The following is a 17,880-nucleotide window of genomic DNA, read 5'->3' on the forward strand; positions in this document are numbered from 1 at the left end:
GTTTCTCCCTTGAGGCTGCTATTAGCGCCAACCTTTCAGGGCCGCCTTCGGGCGGCCCTTTCTTTTTGCCGCGGTCTGGCCTAGCGCGTCGCGCATCATGACATCATCAGCTCCCTTAGCGGTCGCCCTCGTCTCGGGCGGCCTCGACTCGATGGTTTCCGCCGCCATGCTGCGGGAATCCGGCCGGCGCCTGCTCGCGCTGTCGTTCGATTATAACCAGCGCCACCGCGTCGAGCTCGATGCCGCGCGCCGCGTCGCCACCGCGCTCGGCGCCGAACGCCACATCGTCCTGCCGATGGACCTGTCCGCGTTCGGCGGTTCGGCGCTCACCGCGGATATCGACGTGCCCAAGGACGGCGTCGGCACCGACGATGCGGGTGGCATCCCCGTCACCTATGTCCCCGCCCGCAACACGATCTTCCTCAGTCTCGCGCTCGGCTGGGCCGAGGCGGCGGGCGCGCGCGATATCTATATCGGCGTCAACGCGCTCGATTATTCGGGTTATCCCGATTGCCGCCCCGAATTCATCGCTGCATTCGAGGGGCTGGCCGAACTCGCGACCAAGGCGGGGGTCGAGGGCGATCCGTTCCGCATCCAGGCGCCGCTCCAGCACATGACCAAGGCGGATATCGTCCGTGAGGGCACGCGGCTCGGGCTCGACCTCGGGCTCAGCTGGTCGTGCTACGATCCGACGCCAGACGGCAAGCATTGCGGCGGGTGTGACAGCTGCCGGCTCCGGTCGCGCGGCTTCGACGAGGCGGGGATCGCCGATCCCACCGTCTACGCGGTCAAGCCGGTCTGACATGAGTTACGCGGTCAAGGAAATGTTCCTGACGCTGCAGGGCGAGGGCGTGAATGCCGGCCGCCGGGCGGTGTTCGTGCGCTTTGCCGGATGCAATCTGTGGTCGGGACGCGAACAGGACCGCGCGACCGCGGTCTGCCGGTTCTGCGATACCGATTTCGTCGGTACCGACGGACTGGGTGGCGGCAAGTTCGCCGATGCGCGCGCGCTGGCGGAGGCGGTGGCGGGGTTCTGGGGTGCCGGGACGCAGGACCGGTTCGTCGTGCTCACCGGGGGCGAACCGATGCTCCAGACCGACGATGCGATCGTCGATGCGCTTCACGCGGCGGGCTTCCGGATCGCGATCGAGAGCAATGGCACCCTGCCGGTCCATCCCGGCATCGATTGGGTGTGCATCAGTCCCAAGGCGGGTAGCATCGTCGTCCAGCGTCACGGCGACGAGCTGAAGCTGGTCTGGCCGCAGCCCGGTACCGACATCGCCGATATCGAGACATGGGATTTCGCGAACCTGCTGCTCCAGCCGCTCGACGACCCGCAGGCGGATGCCAATCGCGATGCCTGTGTCGCGCTGGTGATGCAGCGTCCGCAATGGCGGCTGTCGCTCCAGACGCACAAGATGCTGGGGCTGCGTTAGGCCGCCTGCCCGCTCCGGCAGAGAAAGCCCCCGGCTCATGGGCCGGGGGGTAAACGTTCAGCGGTTGGCGATGCCAACGCCCGCCGCGGGGGGCCAGTCGAGCGCGCCGCACTTCTTGGCAACCCATTCCGCCTTCTTGTTCCAGCAGATCGGGTCGAGCCGCGGCATCTTCACCCGGTCGCGGCCGATATAGCGCGGGAAACGCTGTTCGCCCCAGGGGATCAGGCTGTTGCGCAGCTCGCGCGTGCGCTGCAGCGTCAGGTCGCCGAACTGGCCGCGCGGCGTGAACAGCGCGTCGCGGCCGATCGATGCAGTCGTCTGGCAAAAGCCATATTGCGCGGCGACGGTCGCGAAGTTCGAATAGGTGCGCGTACCGAACTGGTCGAGCGCGGCCTGGCCGGCCTTGACGCCCTTGGCCTTGTTGACGCGCAGGAAGTATTTGCCGAGCGTGTCGAAGGCGCCCTGCAGTTCAGTACCGTGATCGGCGAGGATCGCATTGTAGTTCGACACCGTCAGCAGCGTCGGTTCGAACTGGCACTGGAGCGCCGCGACGTTCAGCGCCGCGCGCATGTGCCAGACCATCGCCGCGCGCTTCTCCGCGCTGGTGGCGTCGGGCATCGCCTGGCCGAGATCGGCCTCGTCCCCGGTCACCGCCGGCGCGGAGAAATCGCGTGATTGCAGAAAAAACTGAGCCGAGGCGGGCTGAGCCAACGCCATCGAGCCGCTCGCCGCGCAGAGCGCCAGCGCAGTACGCACCATCTTCATTCCCAACTCCCCGGGCATTCCATCCCGAGATTTCTAAAGCGTTTCTTGCCAACTCCCAACTGTTTTGAGGGGCCCGGCAGCCGATCGCGGCTTCGGGTACGGTCCGGGCCGCAGATTTCCGTCGCAGCCGAAACGAGATCGCGCACCGCGGACGATCGACCAGGCTCGGGATGGCATCGCGCATCCCGCCGCCGCGCGGTCGACTTGGCCCCAACGACAAGGGGCCGCCCGGTTTCCCGGACGGCCCCCCGCATCACATAATCTTCCGAAACCGGAAAATTACATCATGTTGTTGGTCATCATGGTGTCGTTCGACATCATCGTGTCGTTCGCCATCATGCCGTCGTTCATCGCGCCGTCAACGGCGGTCATGTTGTCGGTCATCGTGTCCATGCCTTCGGTGGCATTCATGTCGGTGACCATCGTGTTGTCGGTCGTGGTCTCGGTCTTCGGACCGCATGCCGAAACGGCAAGCGCTGCGCTGGCGATCAGCGAACCGGTCAGAACCTTGGAGATGAGTGAACGCATTTGGAAGCTCCCTAGATAGAGGATTTGGTAGGCCTGGAGGCCAGGTATATACCCAAATCGTAGTGGACATTAATCTGTAAAGGCCTGACCCTCAAGCCTCGTTTTCTTGAGCCAAAGAAAGTGTTTCAAGGAACACGCCGCTCGTCAACGTCAGGGCAGCGTCAAAAGTTGCCATGTCGACCTTCGTGCCCAGCGATTTCAGGCTGGTAACGGGGTATTCCGCAAGGCCGCACGGCACGATTCCGCCGAAATGCGTCAGGTCAGGATCAATATTGACCGCAAAACCGTGCAGCGTCACCCAGCGCTTCACGCGCACGCCGATCGCACCGATCTTCGCCTCGCGGCCGCCAAGATTGGGATCGCGCGTCCAAATGCCGACACGGCCCTCGACCGAAAACGCGGCGACGCCAACCTCGCCGAGCGCCGCGATCACCCAGTCCTCGACCGCGTGGACGAACCGCCGGACGTCGCGCCCGCGTCGGCCGAGGTCGAGCACCAGATAGCCGATCCGCTGCCCCGGCCCGTGATAGGTGTATTTGCCGCCCCGTCCGGTATCGAACACGGGAAAGCGCGGATCGACCAGGTCGACCGGATCCGCGCTCGTCCCCGCGGTATAGACCGGCGGGTGCTCGAGCAGCCAGATCAGCTCACGTGCATCGCCCGTGGTCACCAAGGCGGCCCGGGCCTCCATCTCGGCGAGCGCGGCGGCATAGGGGGTCAGGCCGGTATCGGTCCGCCATTCGAGCCCGTCGAGGCGCGACGGCGGATCGGCGGGCGCGTGGCGGCCGGAGGTCGGGAAGGGGGAAGCGGTCACATGACCCATCTGCGCACTCGCCGCCGGTGATGCAAGCGGGCGGGGGCTTGCCACGCCGGCTGGCCCAACCGTCGCGGGAGTGGTCAAGGCCTGGGGCTTGGGCTACGTCGCGGCGGTATCGGGCATGCGTGCCAGGCGGCGAACGGGGAACAGGCGGATGGGAAGAGGCGTGAAAATCGGCACGGTCTGGGATCGTACCACCGAGGTGCTGTCGGGGCGTAGCGGCCAGATCGCGGCGGTGGCGTTGCCGACCCTCGTCCTCCCGCCGGTCGTCAGCAATGCGCTCGTCCTGCTCGTTCCGCCGCAGCCGGCGGTGCAGATCGTCGCCGGCATCGTCGCCGTGGCGTCCGCGTTGCTCGCGATCCTGGGGGCGCTCGCGATCCTCGCGCTGGCGACGCAACCCTCGACCGACCGCACCGAGGCCTATCGTCAGGCGCGGGCGCGGCTGCTGCCCGCGCTCGGCGTGTCGCTCGTCGTCGGGCTGATCGCGCTGGTCCTGATGGCGCCGGTGTTCATCGCGCTGATCGCGTCGCATTTCGACTTTGCCGCCGCGTCCGCTGCCGCCAGCGCGCCCGCGCAAATGCCGCAGCTGCCGCGTGCGACGGCGATGTTCGTGGTGCTCTACAGCCTTGCGCTGATCCTGCTCGCCATCTGGGCCAGTGCGCGTCTGATGCTGCTGACCGCGGTCGTGCTCAACGAGCGGCTCGGGCTCGGCGCGATCCGCCGCTCGATCGCGCTGACCCGCGGGCTTACCTGGAAGCTGATCGGCGTGCTTCTGCTGTTCGCGATCGTGTTCGCGATCGCCACCTTCGCGGCGCAGGCCGTTGTCGGGCTCGTCTTTCGCCTGATCCTCGGCGGGGACCAGATCCCGACGGCGATGTTCCTTGCCGGGATCGCCGGCGCGCTTGCCAGTGCGGCGCTGATGGCGCTCGCCTATGTCTTCACGGCACAGCTCTATGTCGCCACCCGAGAGAAACCGATCACCGAATGAAAATCGACTTTACGGGCGTGTTGAAAGACGCCTGGGCCCTGTTCAAGCGCGACCGCGATCTGCTGCTCCGGATCGCCGGGCCCTTCCTGTTCCTGCCTGCCTTCGCGCTCGCGCTCGTCGTGCCCGACCCGCCGCTGCCCGATGCGGCGACGCGCGGCGACGAGGCGCAGGCGCTGGTCTGGGCGCAGGCGGTGACCGACTGGGCGGGGGCGAATGGCGGCTGGTACTGCCTGGCCTATGCGCTCAGCTTCTTCGGCATGGCGGCGGTCTATACGCTGTATCTCGACCGTGACCGGGTCGATATCGGCACAGCGCTCAGGCGTTCTGCCACGCTCCTGCCGCGCTATCTGCTCGCGATGATCCTGGTGTCGCTGCCAGCGGGGGCGGGGCTGCTTCTCTATGCGATCCCCGGTCTCTACATTCTCGGTCGGACGATGATGACCGGGCCGGTGCTCGTCGCCGAAGGACCGATCGGCGCGTTCGCCGCGATCCGGCGCAGCCTGTCGCTGACGCGCGGCGCCGGCCTGCCGCTCATGTCGCTCGCCGCGTTCGGCTATATGAGCGGCTGGCTGCTCGGCATGCCCTTCATGGCGCTCGATGGCGCGATGCGCGACGGTGGACAGGGCAATCCGGTGGCGATCGCGCTCGTCGATGCCGGCGCGGCGGCGGCTGCCACCGCCTCGGGGGTCGCGATGGCGCTGATCGCGGTGTCGGTCTATCAGCGGCTGGCGCGCTAGGCGGTCGCGGACCGGCGTGACCCGCCCGCGGGTCTAGCGGCGTTCGCCCAGAAACGGGATCTGCGGCGCGACATCGGCGGGCAGCATCCCGGTCGCGCGCGGATCGGGAAAGGTCTCGATCGTCCGCCGCGTCGCGACGAAGCCCTGCGCGCGGTAGAAGCCGAGCGCGTTTGGATGGTCGAGCGTACAGGTGTGCAGCCAGACCCGCTCGACACCCCTGGTCCAGGCCCGCGCAAGCGTCTCCGCCATCAACCACCGACCATGTCCCTGGCCGGCGAGTTCGGGGATCAACCCGAAATAGGAGATCTCGCAAGCCCCCGCCCGGCGCAGGTCGAGTTCGAGCATCCCCACCTCGATCGCCGCCGGGTCGACCACCGCATGGACGGCAATGCCGGGATCGGCCAGGATCGCGGCAAGCGCGGCATCGTCCATCGCCAGGCGCGAGAACCACAGCCAGCGCGATCCGACCCGGGCGAACAGCGCACGATACCCCTCCAGCGTCGGCTGCTCCCAGCGCAGCAACCGCAGCCGCGACGTCGGCATCGGCCTGAGCGGCGGCTTGCGCGGCATTTCGAGCGTGGTCACGATCGTGGCGAGCACGTCGTCCGCGACGGGGATCAGCGCCACCGGGCCCCGCTCACGACCAGGTCGCGCGGGGCGGCAGGCTCATCAGGATCGCCTCGATATTGCCCCCGGTCTTCAGCCCGAACAGCGTGCCGCGGTCATAGACGAGGTTGAACTCGGCATAACGACCGCGCCATTCGAGCATCGCGGCCTCGTCCTGCGGTGTGAACGGCGTGTCCATCCGCCGCCGGACGATCCGCGGATAGGCGTCGAGAAACGCTTCGCCGACGTCGCGCGTGAACGCGAAATTGGCGTCGAAATCGCCGTCGAGATGATCGAAGAAGATCCCGCCGACGCCGCGGTTCACCTTGCGGTGGGGGATCTGGAAATAGGTCTCTGCCCAGTCCCGGAAACGCGGGTAGTAAGCCGGGTCGTGCGCGTCGCAGGCGGCCTTCATCGTCGCATGGAAATCGGCGGTGTCCTCGGCGATCGGCAGCGGCGGGTTGAGATCGCCGCCACCGCCGAACCAGCGCTTGGTCGTGTTGAGGAAGCGGCAGTTCATGTGCACCGCGGGGACGTGCGGGTTGGCCATGTGCGCGACCAGGCTGATCCCGGTCGCGAAGAACCGCGGATCCTCGCCCGCACCGTGGATCGACTTGGCGAACTCGCCCTCGAAGGTGCCGCCGACGGTCGAGACGTTGACGCCGACCTTTTCGAACACCTTGCCCTTCATGACGCCGCGCACGCCGCCGCCGCCGGGTTCACCCGACGGATCGATCCGGTCCCAGGGGGTATAGTCGAACACGGCATCCGACCCGGCCTCGCGCTCGATCGTCTCGAACTCCGCGCAGATCCGGTCGCGCAGCGATTCGAACCAAATGCGGGCGGCGGCTTGCTGGGGGTCGAGCTCGGTCATGGCACCGTCCTACAAATCCTGGTCGGGGCGGGGAAGGGGCGCGTTCGCCCGACACTCCCCCCGGTAGTTCAGGCGGGCCAGCCGTCCGTCTGCCGCAACGCCTCTGCCGCGACGATCGCGGTCGCGACCGAGATGTTCATCGATCGCAGGCCGGGACGCATCGGGATCAGCACGCGCAGGTCGGCGCGGGCATGGACGTCGTCGGGCACGCCTGCGCCCTCGCTGCCCATCAGCAGCACGTCGTCGGACTGGAACGTCGCCGCGTCGAGCCGGACCGCGCCTTTCGTCGTCAGCAGGACGATGCGGCCGCGGACCTGGTCGCGAAACGCCGCCCAGTCGACATGCCGGACGATCTCGACCGCGCCGACATAGTCCATCCCAGAGCGCGCGACCGCCTTTTCGTTCCAGGTGAACCCCATCGGCTCGATCAGATCGACCGCGAGCCCGAGACAGGCGGCGGTCCGCAAAATGGCGCCGACATTGCCGGCGATATCAGGTTGGTAGAGGGCGATACGCATACCGCTGCCTCTAATCCGGAACGCGCTGCAGTCAAAATGCTGTTGGCAAAGCGGGCTTGCGCCGTCTATCACCTATGGGCCTCCGTGGGGACGGTCGGGCAGGATGGGCGTGCGGTGCGGCGAACCGGCATGCGCATCGGGCCACGAGAATAAAGATAAACTGCAAGGGCGAGATGAATGGCGATAGTCGACGACATGGTTCCACCCGGCGAGTCGCCTGAACCGTTTCACGAAGAGGCGCACGACCCGCGCCGCCGCGATTTCATCAATATCGCCGCCGTATCCTTCGCCGGGGTCGGCGCCGTCGCGATCGTCCTGCCGCTGATCAACCAGATGAACCCGTCGGCCGACGTGCTCGCGCAGTCGACCACCGAGATCGACCTGTCGAAGATCTTGCCTGGCCAGGCGATCAAGACGAGCTTCCGCAAGCAGCCGCTGTTCGTGCGCAACCTGACGCCGAAGGAAATCAGCGAGGCCGACGCCGTTGACGTATCGACGTTGCGCGACCCGCAGACGCTCGAGGAGCGGACCAAGGCGGGCAAGAAGAACTGGCTGATCACGCTGGGCGTCTGCACGCATCTCGGCTGCGTTCCGCTCGGCGCTGGCGAGGGGGAGAACAAGGGCCCGTTTGGCGGCTATTTCTGCCCGTGCCACGGCTCGGCCTACGATACCGCCGCGCGCATCCGCAAGGGCCCCGCACCGACCAACCTTCACGTGCCGGACTATGCCTTCAACTCCGACACCGTCGTAACGGTAGGCTGAGGAAACAACCATGAGCTTTCCCTGGGCCAAGCAATACGAACCGAAGCTGCCGCTGACGCGGTGGCTGGATGAACGGCTTCCCGTTCCCCGGCTCGTCTACAACGCGGTCGGCGCCGGTTACCCGGTCCCGCGCAACCTCAATTACTTCTGGAATTTCGGCGTACTTGCCGGTGCTGCGCTGGCGATCCAGATCATCACCGGCATCACGCTGGCGATGCATTACGCCGCCAACGGCGCGGTCGCGTTCGACTCGGTCGAACACATCATGCGCGACGTCAATGCGGGCTGGTTCCTGCGCTATGCGCACGCCAACGGCGCGTCGATGTTCTTCATCGTCGTCTACACGCACATCTTCCGCGGGCTCTATTACGGCTCGTACAAGGCGCCGCGCGAGATGGTCTGGCTGCTCGGCGTGACGATCTTCCTGCTGATGATGGCGACGGCGTTCATGGGCTATGTCCTTCCCTGGGGGCAGATGAGCTTCTGGGGCGCGCAGGTCATCACCGGCTTCTTCTCGGCGATCCCGCTGGTCGGCGACACCATCCGCATCTGGCTGCTCGGCGGATTCGCGCCGGACAACGCCGCGCTCAACCGCTTCTTCTCGCTGCACTATCTGCTGCCGTTCGTGATCGCGGGCGTCATCATCCTGCACATCTGGGCGCTGCACATCCCGGGGTCGAACAACCCGACCGGCGTCGACGTGAAGGGCAAGCAGGATACCGTGCCCTTCCACCCCTATTACACCGCGAAGGACGGCTTCGGGCTCGGCATCTTCCTGCTGGTGTTCGCCGGCCTGCTGTTCTTCTTCCCGAACTATCTCGGCCATCCGGACAATTACATTCCGGCGAACCCGCTCTCGACGCCCGCGCACATCGTCCCCGAATGGTATTTCTGGCCGTTCTACGCGATCCTGCGCGCCTTTACCGCGGACTTCATCCTGCCCGCAAAGCTGTGGGGCGTGCTGGCGATGTTCGGCTCGATCCTGCTGCTGTTCTTCCTGCCGTGGCTCGATAATTCGCCGGTTCGCTCGATGAACTACCGGCCCAAGGCGCGGATCGCGTTCTGGGTGCTGGTCGCCGACATCCTGATCCTGGGCTATTGCGGCGGTGCACCGGCGACGGCGACCTATGTGATCCTCAGCCAGATCTGCGCTGCCTATTATTTCGCGCATTTCCTGATCATCCTGCCGCTGATCTCGCGGTCCGAACGGCCCCGGCCGCTGCCCAATTCGATCACCGAGGCGGTGCTGGCCAAGCGTGGCGGGACGAGCCCGGCGCACACCGCGCTCTCCCCCAAGCCCGCGCACTGATACGGACTAGAGGATACATATATGGTTCGTCTCATCGCATCCCTGGTCGGCGCCGCCTTCGTGCTGGTGCTCGGCATCGCGCTCTTCGGCAGCGTGTCGGGCGTCATCACCGACCCCGTCGCGCCGTCCGCCGAGAGCGTCGCGCACAAGCATCCCAAGGAGCTCGAGCTCGCCTCGAACGGCGTCTTCGGCAAGTTCGACCGTCGTCAGCTCCAGCGCGGGTTCCAGGTCTACAAGGAAGTCTGCTCGGCCTGCCACTCGCTGCGGCTGGTGTCGTTCCGCGATCTCCAGAACATCGGCTATTCGGAGCCCGAGGTTAAGGCGATCGCCAACCAGTGGGTGATCGAACAGCCGACGATCAACCCCGAAACCGGCGAGGCCACGACCCGCAAGAACATCCCGTCGGATCGCTTCCCGTCGCCGTTCGCCAACGAGGTCGCTGCCCGCGCCGCCAACAACAACGCGCTGCCACCCGATCTTTCGCTGATCACCAAGGCGCGCGAGGAGGGCACCGCCTATGTCCACTCGCTGCTGACGGGCTACACCGATCAGCCTGCCGCGCTGATCAAGCAGTTCCCGGACATCAAGACGCCCGAGGGTCTCTACTACAACCCGTATTTCGCGAACCTCAACATCGCGATGCCGCCGCCGATCACTGCGGACGATCAGGTGGCCTATGCGGACGGGACCAAGGCGACGAAGGAACAGATGTCGGCCGACGTCTCGGCCTTCCTGACCTGGACGGCAGAGCCGAACCTGGAGTCGCGGCACGCCGTCGGCGTCGCGTCGATCCTCTTCATCCTCGTCTTCTGCGGTCTTGCCTGGGGCGCCTATCAGAACGTCTGGCGCGACGTGAAGCATTGATCCCGCGCTGCGGCTACCGCGGCATCAGGGCGTGAACGACGGCGGATCGGGGCAACCCGGTCCGCCGTTTCGCGTTTGGCGACCCGCTGGCTGCCCGTGTCCGTGCCTGGGTCCCGGCGCCACGCCCCCATGGCCCACCTGCGGTCCCGGCGCGCGTCAGCCGTCGTTCATGGAACCTGCGGTAGGTCGGTATTGTTGTGCGACCAATAGCGGCGCGTTGGGTCCGCTCTCCAGGTACGGGAGATTTTCGATGTTTTTCAAGCGACTAGGACTGGTCAGTCTCGCCATTGGTGTCGGCCTCGGCGTGGCCGGTTGCACCGATGGGTATGGCTATGGCGGCGGCGGGATCGGCTATGCGAGCGATCCCTATTATGGCGGCGGCTACGGCAACGGCTATTATGATGGTTACGGCGGCGGATACGGGGCCGGTTATGCCGGCGTCGGGCTCGGCTCCTATTATGGCTGGTATGGCGACTATTACTATCCGGGTACCGGCGGATACGTCTATGATCGCAACCGTCGTCCGCACCGCTGGAACGGTGCGCAGCAGCGCTACTGGCAGGGGCGTCGCGGCAATTATCGCGGTGCCGGCAACTGGGGCAATTTTGCCCGCGGCAACAGCCCCGCCGCGCGCGACTATCGCCAGGACCGGCGTGGCGCGAACCGTGACTTCCGTCAGGGCCGACGCGAGGACCGCAACCAGCTGCGCGACAGTCAGATCACGCGCGAGCAATATCGCGGCGAACGACGTGAAGCGCGGCAGAGCTATCGTGGCGAGGCACGTCAGGACCGGCGTGAATATCGTCAGGAGCGCGGCAATGGCGGCGGGTTCCGCGGTCGTGGCGGCGGCGGCGGCGGCCGGGGCGGCGCCTATATGAACGTCCCCGTCCCGAAGTGACGGATCAGGATGCAGGCGCGCCGGTCGGGCGCGTCTGCATCAGCGCGTTCGACACGAACGTCATCACCATGACATCGTCCTGATTGAACACCTGCATCCGGCTTTTCACGATCCCCATTTCGGGGCGGCTGGCGGAAACCCGTTTGCCGAGCACCTCGGTCACGCAGCGCAGCGTGTCCCCCGGATAGACGGGCTTCAGCCATTTGAGTTCATCGATCCCGGGCGATCCGAGACTCGCCTGACGGTGCTCACCGATATGCTCGACCAGCATCGCCATCGTCATCGCGCAGCTATGCCAGCCGCTTGCCGACAGCCGACCAAAATGCGTCTTTGCCGCGGCCTCGTCGGACAGATGAAAGGGCTGCGGGTCGTATTTCTCGGCAAAGGCGATCACCTCGTCGCGCGTCACCGGATAGTGGCCGAACGCCGCGGTCGCCCCGACTGCGATATCTTCGAAATACTGCACGCCCGCTGCTCCTCCTATCGTCGCAGCACCTTTTGGAAGGGCGCGTCGTTGCCGTCCAGCCCCGGTTCCGCAGGCAGCCCGACCAGGTCGCGGAGCAGCGGCTCGACCGCGACATTGTCGAAGCTCGCGATGGTCTTGCCACCGATGAACGCAGGACCGTTGGCGATGAACAGCGCGCGCATTTCGGGGGCGGCATTGTCATAGCCGTGCGAGCCGCCGGCCGAGACCTTGGTGGGCGTCGTCCGATCAATGCGCCATCCGACATCGGCGAGGCACAGATAGCTCGGGACGCGCGGATTGCGGCCATAATGGAAGCGTGCCGGGATCTCCGCCTTGCGCCAGCATTGCAGGTGGTCGTGCTTCCGAAGCAGTCTGGCCTCGAGCGCGTCCTCATGCCCGGGCACCGCGAACAATGTCGCATAGGCGCCCGTCTCGACGACGCGATAGTCGGCCGGCGCCGCGATGCGGTCCATCGCAACGACGCGCGTGCTGCTGGTCGCCGCCATGCCGTGATCCGACACGATGACCAGATTGGCCGGCTGGCCGAGCGTCGCGAGCCCGTCGACGAGGCTGCCAATGCTGCCATCCACCTCGGCCGCTGCCTGTGTGGTCAGGGGGGAGTCGGGGCCATTGTCGTGCGCGGCCACGTCGACGATATCGAAATACAGCGTCACCAGCTTTGGCCGGATCGTGGCCGGTCGCCGCATCCAGTCAAGCACCGCGTTGACGCGCTGCTTGGCGCTGATCTGCTGGTTGAACTGCTGCCAGTCCTGCGGCCGGGTGCCGCCGTCGATCGCGCCGTGGCTGTTGGGTTTCGGCGTGCCGCCGACCGCGACATTGGCGCCCGGCCAGAACATCGTCGCGGTCCGGATCCCCGCCTTTTCGGCGTCGACCCAGATCGGCGAGCTTTGGCTCCACCAGAAGGGATCGTCGCTCGCCATGGTGAATTTCTCACCGGGCCGCGCGGGATCCTCCATCGTGTTGCCGACGATGCCGCTGCGATCGGGTCTGAGCCCGGTCACCAGGGTCCAGTGATTGGGGAAGGTGACGCTCGGGAAGGACGGTCGCATCGCCGCAAAGACGCCGCCGGCGCGCAACCGGTTCAGGTTCGGCGTGACGCCCCGGTCGAGATAATCGGGGCGGAAGCCATCGATCGACACGAGGATCGTCACCGGTGCCCGGACCGCCAGCGGCTGCCCGCCTTGGGGAGCGGCGGTGGCGGTAGCGGGGGCAGCCTGGGTCACCGGCGCCAGGGCAGGGGGCGTGGCCGGATAGGCACAGCCCCCGAGCGCGAGTGCCAGAGCTGAAAACGTCGCGTGTCTCATGCCGTCTGTTCTGCTCGCTACGCCCGCCCCCGGCGCGTGACTACACACGCAGGGGCCGCGACATTGTTGGGATCAGCTGTGCAGGAAGTGCATTACGTCGCCGTCATGGACGACATAGGCCTTGCCCTCGGCGCGCAGCTTGCCCGCCTCGCGCGCCTTCGATTCCCCGCCCAGCGCGATGAAGTCGTCGAACGCGATCGTCTCGGCGCGGATGAAGCCCTTCTCGAAATCGCCGTGGATCTCGCCCGCCGCCTGCGGCGCGGTCGCGCCCGCATGGACGGTCCAGGCGCGTGCCTCCTTCGGGCCGACCGTGAAGAAGGTCAGCAGGTGGAGCAGCTTGTAGCCTGCGGTGATGACGCGAGCGAGGCCGGTCTCTTCCAGCCCCAGCTCGCCAAGGAATTCGCCACGATCCTCGACGGGCATCGTCGCGATCTCGGCCTCGATCGCTGCCGACACGACGACCGCCTCGGCGCCCTCCGCCGCGGCCTTCTCGAACACGCGCGCCGACAGCGCATTGCCGTTCGCGGCATCACCCTCGTCGACGTTGCAGACGTACAGGACGGGCTTGGCGGTCAGCAGCTGCGCCTGTGCGAACACGCGCGCTTCGTCCTCGTCCTTGGGTACCGTCAGCCGCGCGGGCTTGCCCTCGCGGAGCAGCTCGAGCGCCTGGCCGAGCACGGCGGCGCCGATCTTGGCCTCCTTGTCGCCCTGCATGCCCTTTTTGGCGAGGTTGGGGACGCGCTTCTCGAGGCTTTCGAGATCGCTCAGCATCAGCTCGGTCTCGACGGTCTCGGCATCGGCGATCGGATCGACCTTGTTGTCGACATGCGTCACGTCGCCATTCTCGAAACAGCGCAGCACATGGACGATCGCGTCGACTTCACGGATGTTGCCGAGGAACTGGTTGCCGAGCCCTTCGCCCTTCGATGCGCCGCGCACGAGGCCGGCGATGTCGACGAAGCCGAGTTGGGTCTCGATGATCTTCTGCGAGCCGGCGATCTTCGCCAGCGCGTCGAGCCGCTTGTCGGGCACGCCGACATTGCCGACGTTCGGCTCGATCGTGCAGAACGGATAGTTCGCCGCCTGCGCCGCGGCCGTCTCGGTCAGCGCGTTGAAGAGGGTGGACTTGCCGACGTTCGGCAGCCCCACGATGCCGCAGCGAAAACCCATGATATGCCCTTGGTATAAGATTGTGCGGGCGCTTTAGGGCAGGGCGAGGAGGAACGCCAGCATTCGCCCAAATCCTCCCCCGCAAGGGGGAGGTGGCAGGCGTTAGCCTGACGGAGGGGGCGGTCAGCGATGACTGCTGTTCCGTATCCTCCGCCTCCGTCGCTTCGCGCCACCTCCCCCTGGCGGGGGAAGATCATGGCGCCCGACTGATCGATCCAACCGATTGCCGCAGTACAGCAAAAATTATCGTACCGGTCGGTAGATATTGCGATTCCCGTGCGTATATCGCGTTCTGCCCGTCAGGATTTAGGAATAGCATGACCACCACCGCCAACGGCTTTGCCGCGCAATCCCCCGCAACGCCGCTCGCGCCGTTCAGCTTCGAGCGCCGCGCGCCGGGCAAGACCGACGTCGCGATCGACATCGCGTTCTGCGGCGTCTGCCACTCGGATCTCCACACCGCCAAGGGCGAGTGGGAGGGCACGCTGTACCCCTGCGTCCCAGGCCACGAGATCGTCGGCCGCGTCACCGCAGTCGGCGACGACGTCACCAAGTTCAAGGTCGGCGACATCGCCGGCGTCGGCTGCATGGTCGACAGCTGCGGCCAGTGCCCGTCCTGCACAGACGGCGAGGAGCAATATTGCGAGACGACAGGGTTCGTCGGCACGTATAACGGCCCCGATCCCGTGCTCGGCGGCCACACCTTCGGCGGCTATTCGGATCATATCGTCGTCGACGAGGGCTTCGTGCTGAAGGTCTCGCATCCCGAGGCCGATCTCGCCGCCGTCGCGCCGCTGCTCTGCGCCGGGATTACCACCTATTCGCCGCTCAAGCACTGGAAGGTCGGCCCCGGCCAGAAGGTCGGCATCGTCGGTCTCGGCGGTCTCGGCCACATGGGCGTCAAGATCGCCAACGCGATGGGCGCCGAGGTCTATGTCTTCTCGACCTCGCCCAACAAGCGTGACGATGCCAAGCGTCTGGGTGCCAAGGACCTGATCGTGTCGAAGGATGCCGATGCGATGGCGGCGCATATGAACAGCTTCGACTTCATCCTGAACACCGTTGCCGCACCGCACAATCTCGACCCGTTCCTCGAGCTGCTCAAGCGCGACGGCACGATGACCCTGGTCGGCGTGCCCGCCGAGTCGCATCCGTCGCCTTCGGTCGGCAACCTGATCTTCCGCCGTCGCCAGCTGGCGGGCTCGCTGATCGGCGGGATCGCGGAGACGCAGGAAATGCTCGATTTCTGCAACGAGCACGGTCTGGTGTCGGACATCGAGATGATCCGCATGGACGAGATCGAGCCGGCGTATGACCGCATGGTCAAGAGCGACGTGAAGTACCGCTTCGTCATCGACATGGCGTCGATGCCGACGGCCTGATCGGGCAGGGGGCGGCGCTCGCAGCGGGTGCCGCCCCTTCTCCCGTCATCCTGACGAAAGTCAGGACCCAGGGTTACGGGCGCCTACGCTATTTGGCTCTGAGTCCTGACTTTCGTCAGGATGACGGAGGTGGTCGAGAGGCCGCCCCTACCTCACCACCGATAATTGAAACTGATGCTGATCCGCTCGCCCTTAGCAGCATTGGGGACGACCTCATGCCTGAGCCAACTCTCCCAAAGAAACACGCTCCCCGGCTTAGGCACCGCGTAGACGAACGTCCGCAGATCTTCCGGCGCATCGTCGAGCCGCGTCGGCGCCGCCATCATCATCGGCAGCCGCGGATCCTCCAGCTTCAGCGCGCCGGCCCCTTCCGGAATCGTCACGTACATCGTCCCCGACACGACGCTGTGCGGATGGATATGCCCTGAATGCGCGCCGCCCGGCTTGAGGACGTTCACCCACAGGCTGTCGAGCTTCAGCTTGCGCCCGCCCAGGTCGAACGCGCAATCCTTCGCAAACGCCGCGACATGCTTGTTGAGCAACCGCACCAGATCGCCGAACCGCGGATCGCGCAGCGGCAGGTCGTTCAGCGACGCGTACGACGTGTACCCGCGATAGCCATGCGCCTTCGACCAGGCGACACCCGCGCGGTCCGCCTTGGACAGTTCGAGCGCAGCGTCCTCGAGCTCCTCGACCAGATCGTCATCGCCGAGATCGGCCTCGTAGAACCGCGTGGCGAACAGCGAGCGGGTGGTCATGGTTGCATCCTCACAGCGACATCATTCATGAAACGGACGTCGTCGCCCGCCGCGAGCCACGCCGCCTCCGCGGCGATCGCACCGAGCATGTCGGACAGCGGCTCGATCTCCGCCTTGGCGTAATTGCCGAGCACATAGCCGGTGACCCGGTCCTTGTGCCCCGGATGCCCGATGCCGAGCCGCACGCGGCGGAAATCGGGGCCGAGATGCTGGTCGGTCGAGCGCAGCCCGTTATGCCCCGCGGTCCCGCCGCCGGTCTTCACCTTGACGCGGAAGGGGGCGATGTCGAGTTCGTCGTGGAACACCGTCAGCGCATCGACGTCGAGCTTGTAGAAGCGCAGCGCCTCGCCGATCGACCGGCCGCTGTCGTTCATGAAGGTCGCAGGTTTCAGCAGCAGGATCTTCTCCGACCCGATCCGCCCCTCCTGCGTCCAGCCCTGGAACTGCTTCTTGACCGCGCCGAAGCCGTGCACCTCTGCGATCGCGTCGGCGACCATGAACCCGACATTGTGCCGGTGCATCGCATATTGCGCCCCCGGATTGCCGAGTCCCGCCCAGATCTGCACGTGTGATTCTCCAAAAACGATCGTTGCCCGCGCCCCAAACCGTCATTCCCGCGGAGGCGGGAACCCATAGTGGCAAACCTCTCGATTCCATAGGAAGGTCCGAGGTTTGGATCCCCGCCTGCGCGGGGATGACGGTTTTTTGGGTGGGCGGAATGGCTTACAAAACGAAACGGGCGGGAAAGCCCTAGCTTTCCCGCCCGCCAGATCGTCCGAAGACGAAGGAGATTAGTCCTTCTTCTGCGGCGTGATCTTGTCGTCGTCGTTGTGATCGTCGTTAGGCTCGACCACCGGCTCTTCGTCCGAAGCAGCCTCGGCAGCCTGCGCCTCGGCGACTTCAGCCTCGAGCTCTTCGTCCTCGACGGTCGGGACGGTCGGCGGCACGATCGTGGCGATCGCGAAGTCGCGGTCGTCGATCGCGGGCGTTGCGCCCTTGGGCAGCGTCACGTCGCTGATGTGGATCGAATCACCGATTTCCATGCCGGCGAGCGAAATCGAGATCTCGCTCGGGATGTCCGATGCGTCGACGACCAGCTCGATCTCATGACGCGTGATGTTGAGGACGCCCTTGCCCTTCTTGATGCCGGGGGCATCGTCTTCGTCCGTGAACACGATCGGCACCGCGACGGTGACGGTCGAATGCTCGCCGATGCGCAGGAAATCGACATGGATCGGGCGATCCGTGACCGGGTGGAACGCAACGTCCTTCGGCAGCGTGCGCACGCCGTTGACCATCACGACCGAATTCATGAAGTGGCCGGTCATCAGCGCCTTCATCAGCGCCTTTTCCTCGAGATGAACCGAGGTGGGTTCTTTGTTCAGGCCGTAGATCACGGCAGGCACGCGGCCATCACGACGCAGCGCCCGGGAGGCTCCCTTGCCAACCCGGTCACGCGTCTCGGCTGCGAGCGTCAACTGGTCGCTCATCGATATTCTCCGAAACTCGTTTGTTGTTCTTCCCGCCCACGCCTCCAGGGATGACCATGGACCGGAAGCGCGGGCGCATAGCGGAAGTGCACGTTTTAATCAACTACACCCTCTCCCCTCGGGGGAGAGGGAGGGGCCCGCGTGCTCTTGCACGTGGGAGGGTGAGGGCACGGTGTGCCCCAAACGC

21 protein-coding genes are annotated in these 17,880 nt (G+C 66.0%); 9 read left to right on the forward strand and 12 right to left on the reverse strand.

From position 1 onward, the window contains the following. Positions 1-97: 97 nt before the first annotated feature. The gene (queC, locus tag ASE89_RS04420; RefSeq protein ID WP_056674423.1) at positions 98-802 is read left to right on the forward strand and encodes a 7-cyano-7-deazaguanine synthase QueC; all 705 of its coding nucleotides are present in this window, start codon (positions 98-100) and stop codon (positions 800-802) included. A gap of 1 nt (position 803) precedes the next feature. Then, positions 804-1,436, forward strand: a complete 633-nt coding sequence (gene queE, locus ASE89_RS04425) for a 7-carboxy-7-deazaguanine synthase (protein WP_056674426.1) — start codon at positions 804-806, stop codon at positions 1,434-1,436. Between the two features lie 57 nt (positions 1,437-1,493). Here the strand turns inward: queE and ASE89_RS04430 are convergent, their stop codons facing one another. The 3 genes from ASE89_RS04430 to lipB all read right to left on the reverse strand — a co-directional run bounded on the left by ASE89_RS04430 (position 1,494) and on the right by lipB (position 3,543). Continuing rightward, positions 1,494-2,201 carry a hypothetical protein gene (locus ASE89_RS04430; protein ID WP_031441566.1) on the reverse strand — a complete coding sequence of 236 codons (708 nt, stop codon included), beginning with the start codon at positions 2,199-2,201 and terminating at the stop codon, positions 1,494-1,496. 279 nt (positions 2,202-2,480) lie between these two features. Further along, positions 2,481-2,729 carry a hypothetical protein gene (locus tag ASE89_RS04435; RefSeq protein ID WP_031396007.1) on the reverse strand — a complete coding sequence of 83 codons (249 nt, stop codon included), beginning with the start codon at positions 2,727-2,729 and terminating at the stop codon, positions 2,481-2,483. A 91-nt stretch (positions 2,730-2,820) separates the two neighbouring features. After that, positions 2,821-3,543: a lipoyl(octanoyl) transferase LipB gene (lipB, locus tag ASE89_RS04440; RefSeq protein ID WP_269082942.1), complete on the reverse strand. Its 723-nt coding sequence runs from the start codon at positions 3,541-3,543 to the stop codon at positions 2,821-2,823. 169 nt (positions 3,544-3,712) lie between these two features. Between lipB and ASE89_RS04445 the strand changes: the two genes are divergently transcribed. After that, a complete protein-coding gene (locus ASE89_RS04445) occupies positions 3,713-4,534 on the forward strand; it encodes a hypothetical protein (protein WP_056674428.1) in 822 nt (273 codons plus the stop codon). Continuing rightward, the gene (locus ASE89_RS04450) at positions 4,531-5,271 is read left to right on the forward strand and encodes a hypothetical protein (RefSeq protein ID WP_056674431.1); all 741 of its coding nucleotides are present in this window, start codon (positions 4,531-4,533) and stop codon (positions 5,269-5,271) included. Before ASE89_RS04445 ends, ASE89_RS04450 begins: the two co-directional genes overlap by 4 nt. A 33-nt stretch (positions 5,272-5,304) precedes the next feature. Here the strand turns inward: ASE89_RS04450 and ASE89_RS04455 are convergent, their stop codons facing one another. The 3 genes from ASE89_RS04455 to ASE89_RS04465 form a co-directional block, all read right to left on the reverse strand. After that, on the reverse strand, positions 5,305-5,898 hold the full coding sequence (locus ASE89_RS04455; protein ID WP_056674436.1) for a GNAT family N-acetyltransferase: 594 nt from the start codon (positions 5,896-5,898) through the stop codon (positions 5,305-5,307). 10 nt (positions 5,899-5,908) lie between these two features. Continuing rightward, on the reverse strand, positions 5,909-6,751 hold the full coding sequence (gene hemF / locus ASE89_RS04460) for an oxygen-dependent coproporphyrinogen oxidase (protein ID WP_056674440.1): 843 nt from the start codon (positions 6,749-6,751) through the stop codon (positions 5,909-5,911). 68 nt (positions 6,752-6,819) lie between these two features. Further along, positions 6,820-7,269 (reverse strand): tRNA (cytidine(34)-2'-O)-methyltransferase, encoded by a 450-nt coding sequence (locus tag ASE89_RS04465; protein WP_031393567.1) that lies wholly within the window; start codon positions 7,267-7,269, stop codon positions 6,820-6,822. A 195-nt stretch (positions 7,270-7,464) separates the two neighbouring features. Here ASE89_RS04465 and petA point away from each other — a divergent pair, with 195 nt between their 5' ends. The 4 genes from petA (at position 7,465) to ASE89_RS04485 (ending at position 11,102) form a co-directional block, all read left to right on the forward strand. After that, positions 7,465-8,031, forward strand: a complete 567-nt coding sequence (gene petA / locus ASE89_RS04470; protein ID WP_056675338.1) for a ubiquinol-cytochrome c reductase iron-sulfur subunit — start codon at positions 7,465-7,467, stop codon at positions 8,029-8,031. A 10-nt stretch (positions 8,032-8,041) separates the two neighbouring features. Further along, positions 8,042-9,340: a cytochrome b gene (locus ASE89_RS04475; protein ID WP_031393565.1), complete on the forward strand. Its 1,299-nt coding sequence runs from the start codon at positions 8,042-8,044 to the stop codon at positions 9,338-9,340. A gap of 21 nt (positions 9,341-9,361) precedes the next feature. Beyond that, a complete protein-coding gene (locus tag ASE89_RS04480) occupies positions 9,362-10,204 on the forward strand; it encodes a cytochrome c1 (protein ID WP_056674442.1) in 843 nt (280 codons plus the stop codon). Positions 10,205-10,454: 250 nt separating this feature from the next. Continuing rightward, complete coding sequence (locus ASE89_RS04485; RefSeq protein WP_056674445.1) at positions 10,455-11,102, forward strand: hypothetical protein; 648 nt, start codon at positions 10,455-10,457, stop codon at positions 11,100-11,102. 4 nt (positions 11,103-11,106) lie between these two features. Here the strand turns inward: ASE89_RS04485 and ASE89_RS04490 are convergent, their stop codons facing one another. The 3 genes from ASE89_RS04490 to ychF form a co-directional block, all read right to left on the reverse strand. Further along, complete coding sequence (locus ASE89_RS04490; protein ID WP_056674448.1) at positions 11,107-11,568, reverse strand: MaoC family dehydratase; 462 nt, start codon at positions 11,566-11,568, stop codon at positions 11,107-11,109. A 14-nt stretch (positions 11,569-11,582) separates the two neighbouring features. Beyond that, positions 11,583-12,893: an alkaline phosphatase family protein gene (locus ASE89_RS04495; protein ID WP_056674451.1), complete on the reverse strand. Its 1,311-nt coding sequence runs from the start codon at positions 12,891-12,893 to the stop codon at positions 11,583-11,585. 72 nt (positions 12,894-12,965) lie between these two features. Continuing rightward, positions 12,966-14,063 (reverse strand): redox-regulated ATPase YchF, encoded by a 1,098-nt coding sequence (ychF, locus tag ASE89_RS04500; protein WP_056406069.1) that lies wholly within the window; start codon positions 14,061-14,063, stop codon positions 12,966-12,968. A 317-nt stretch (positions 14,064-14,380) separates the two neighbouring features. On the opposite strand from ychF, the gene ASE89_RS04505 reads away from it, so the two are divergent. Next, complete coding sequence (locus tag ASE89_RS04505; protein WP_056674452.1) at positions 14,381-15,445, forward strand: NAD(P)-dependent alcohol dehydrogenase; 1,065 nt, start codon at positions 14,381-14,383, stop codon at positions 15,443-15,445. A gap of 152 nt (positions 15,446-15,597) precedes the next feature. Here ASE89_RS04505 and ASE89_RS04510 read toward each other — a convergent pair whose 3' ends face one another. From ASE89_RS04510 to ASE89_RS04520, 3 genes are all read right to left on the reverse strand, one after another. Further along, a complete protein-coding gene (locus ASE89_RS04510; protein WP_055880960.1) occupies positions 15,598-16,203 on the reverse strand; it encodes a TIGR02466 family protein in 606 nt (201 codons plus the stop codon). Then, positions 16,200-16,769, reverse strand: coding sequence for an aminoacyl-tRNA hydrolase (gene pth / locus ASE89_RS04515; protein ID WP_056411558.1), 570 nt, complete (start codon positions 16,767-16,769; stop codon positions 16,200-16,202). The genes ASE89_RS04510 and pth overlap by 4 nt, the downstream gene beginning before the upstream one ends. Positions 16,770-16,994: 225 nt before the next feature. Continuing rightward, positions 16,995-17,693, reverse strand: a complete 699-nt coding sequence (locus ASE89_RS04520) for a 50S ribosomal protein L25/general stress protein Ctc (protein ID WP_037529604.1) — start codon at positions 17,691-17,693, stop codon at positions 16,995-16,997. Positions 17,694-17,880: the final 187 nt, after the last annotated feature.

The sequence above is a fragment of the Sphingomonas sp. Leaf30 genome, from assembly GCF_001422525.1.
Classification (GTDB): Bacteria; Pseudomonadota; Alphaproteobacteria; order Sphingomonadales; family Sphingomonadaceae; genus Sphingomonas; species Sphingomonas aerolata.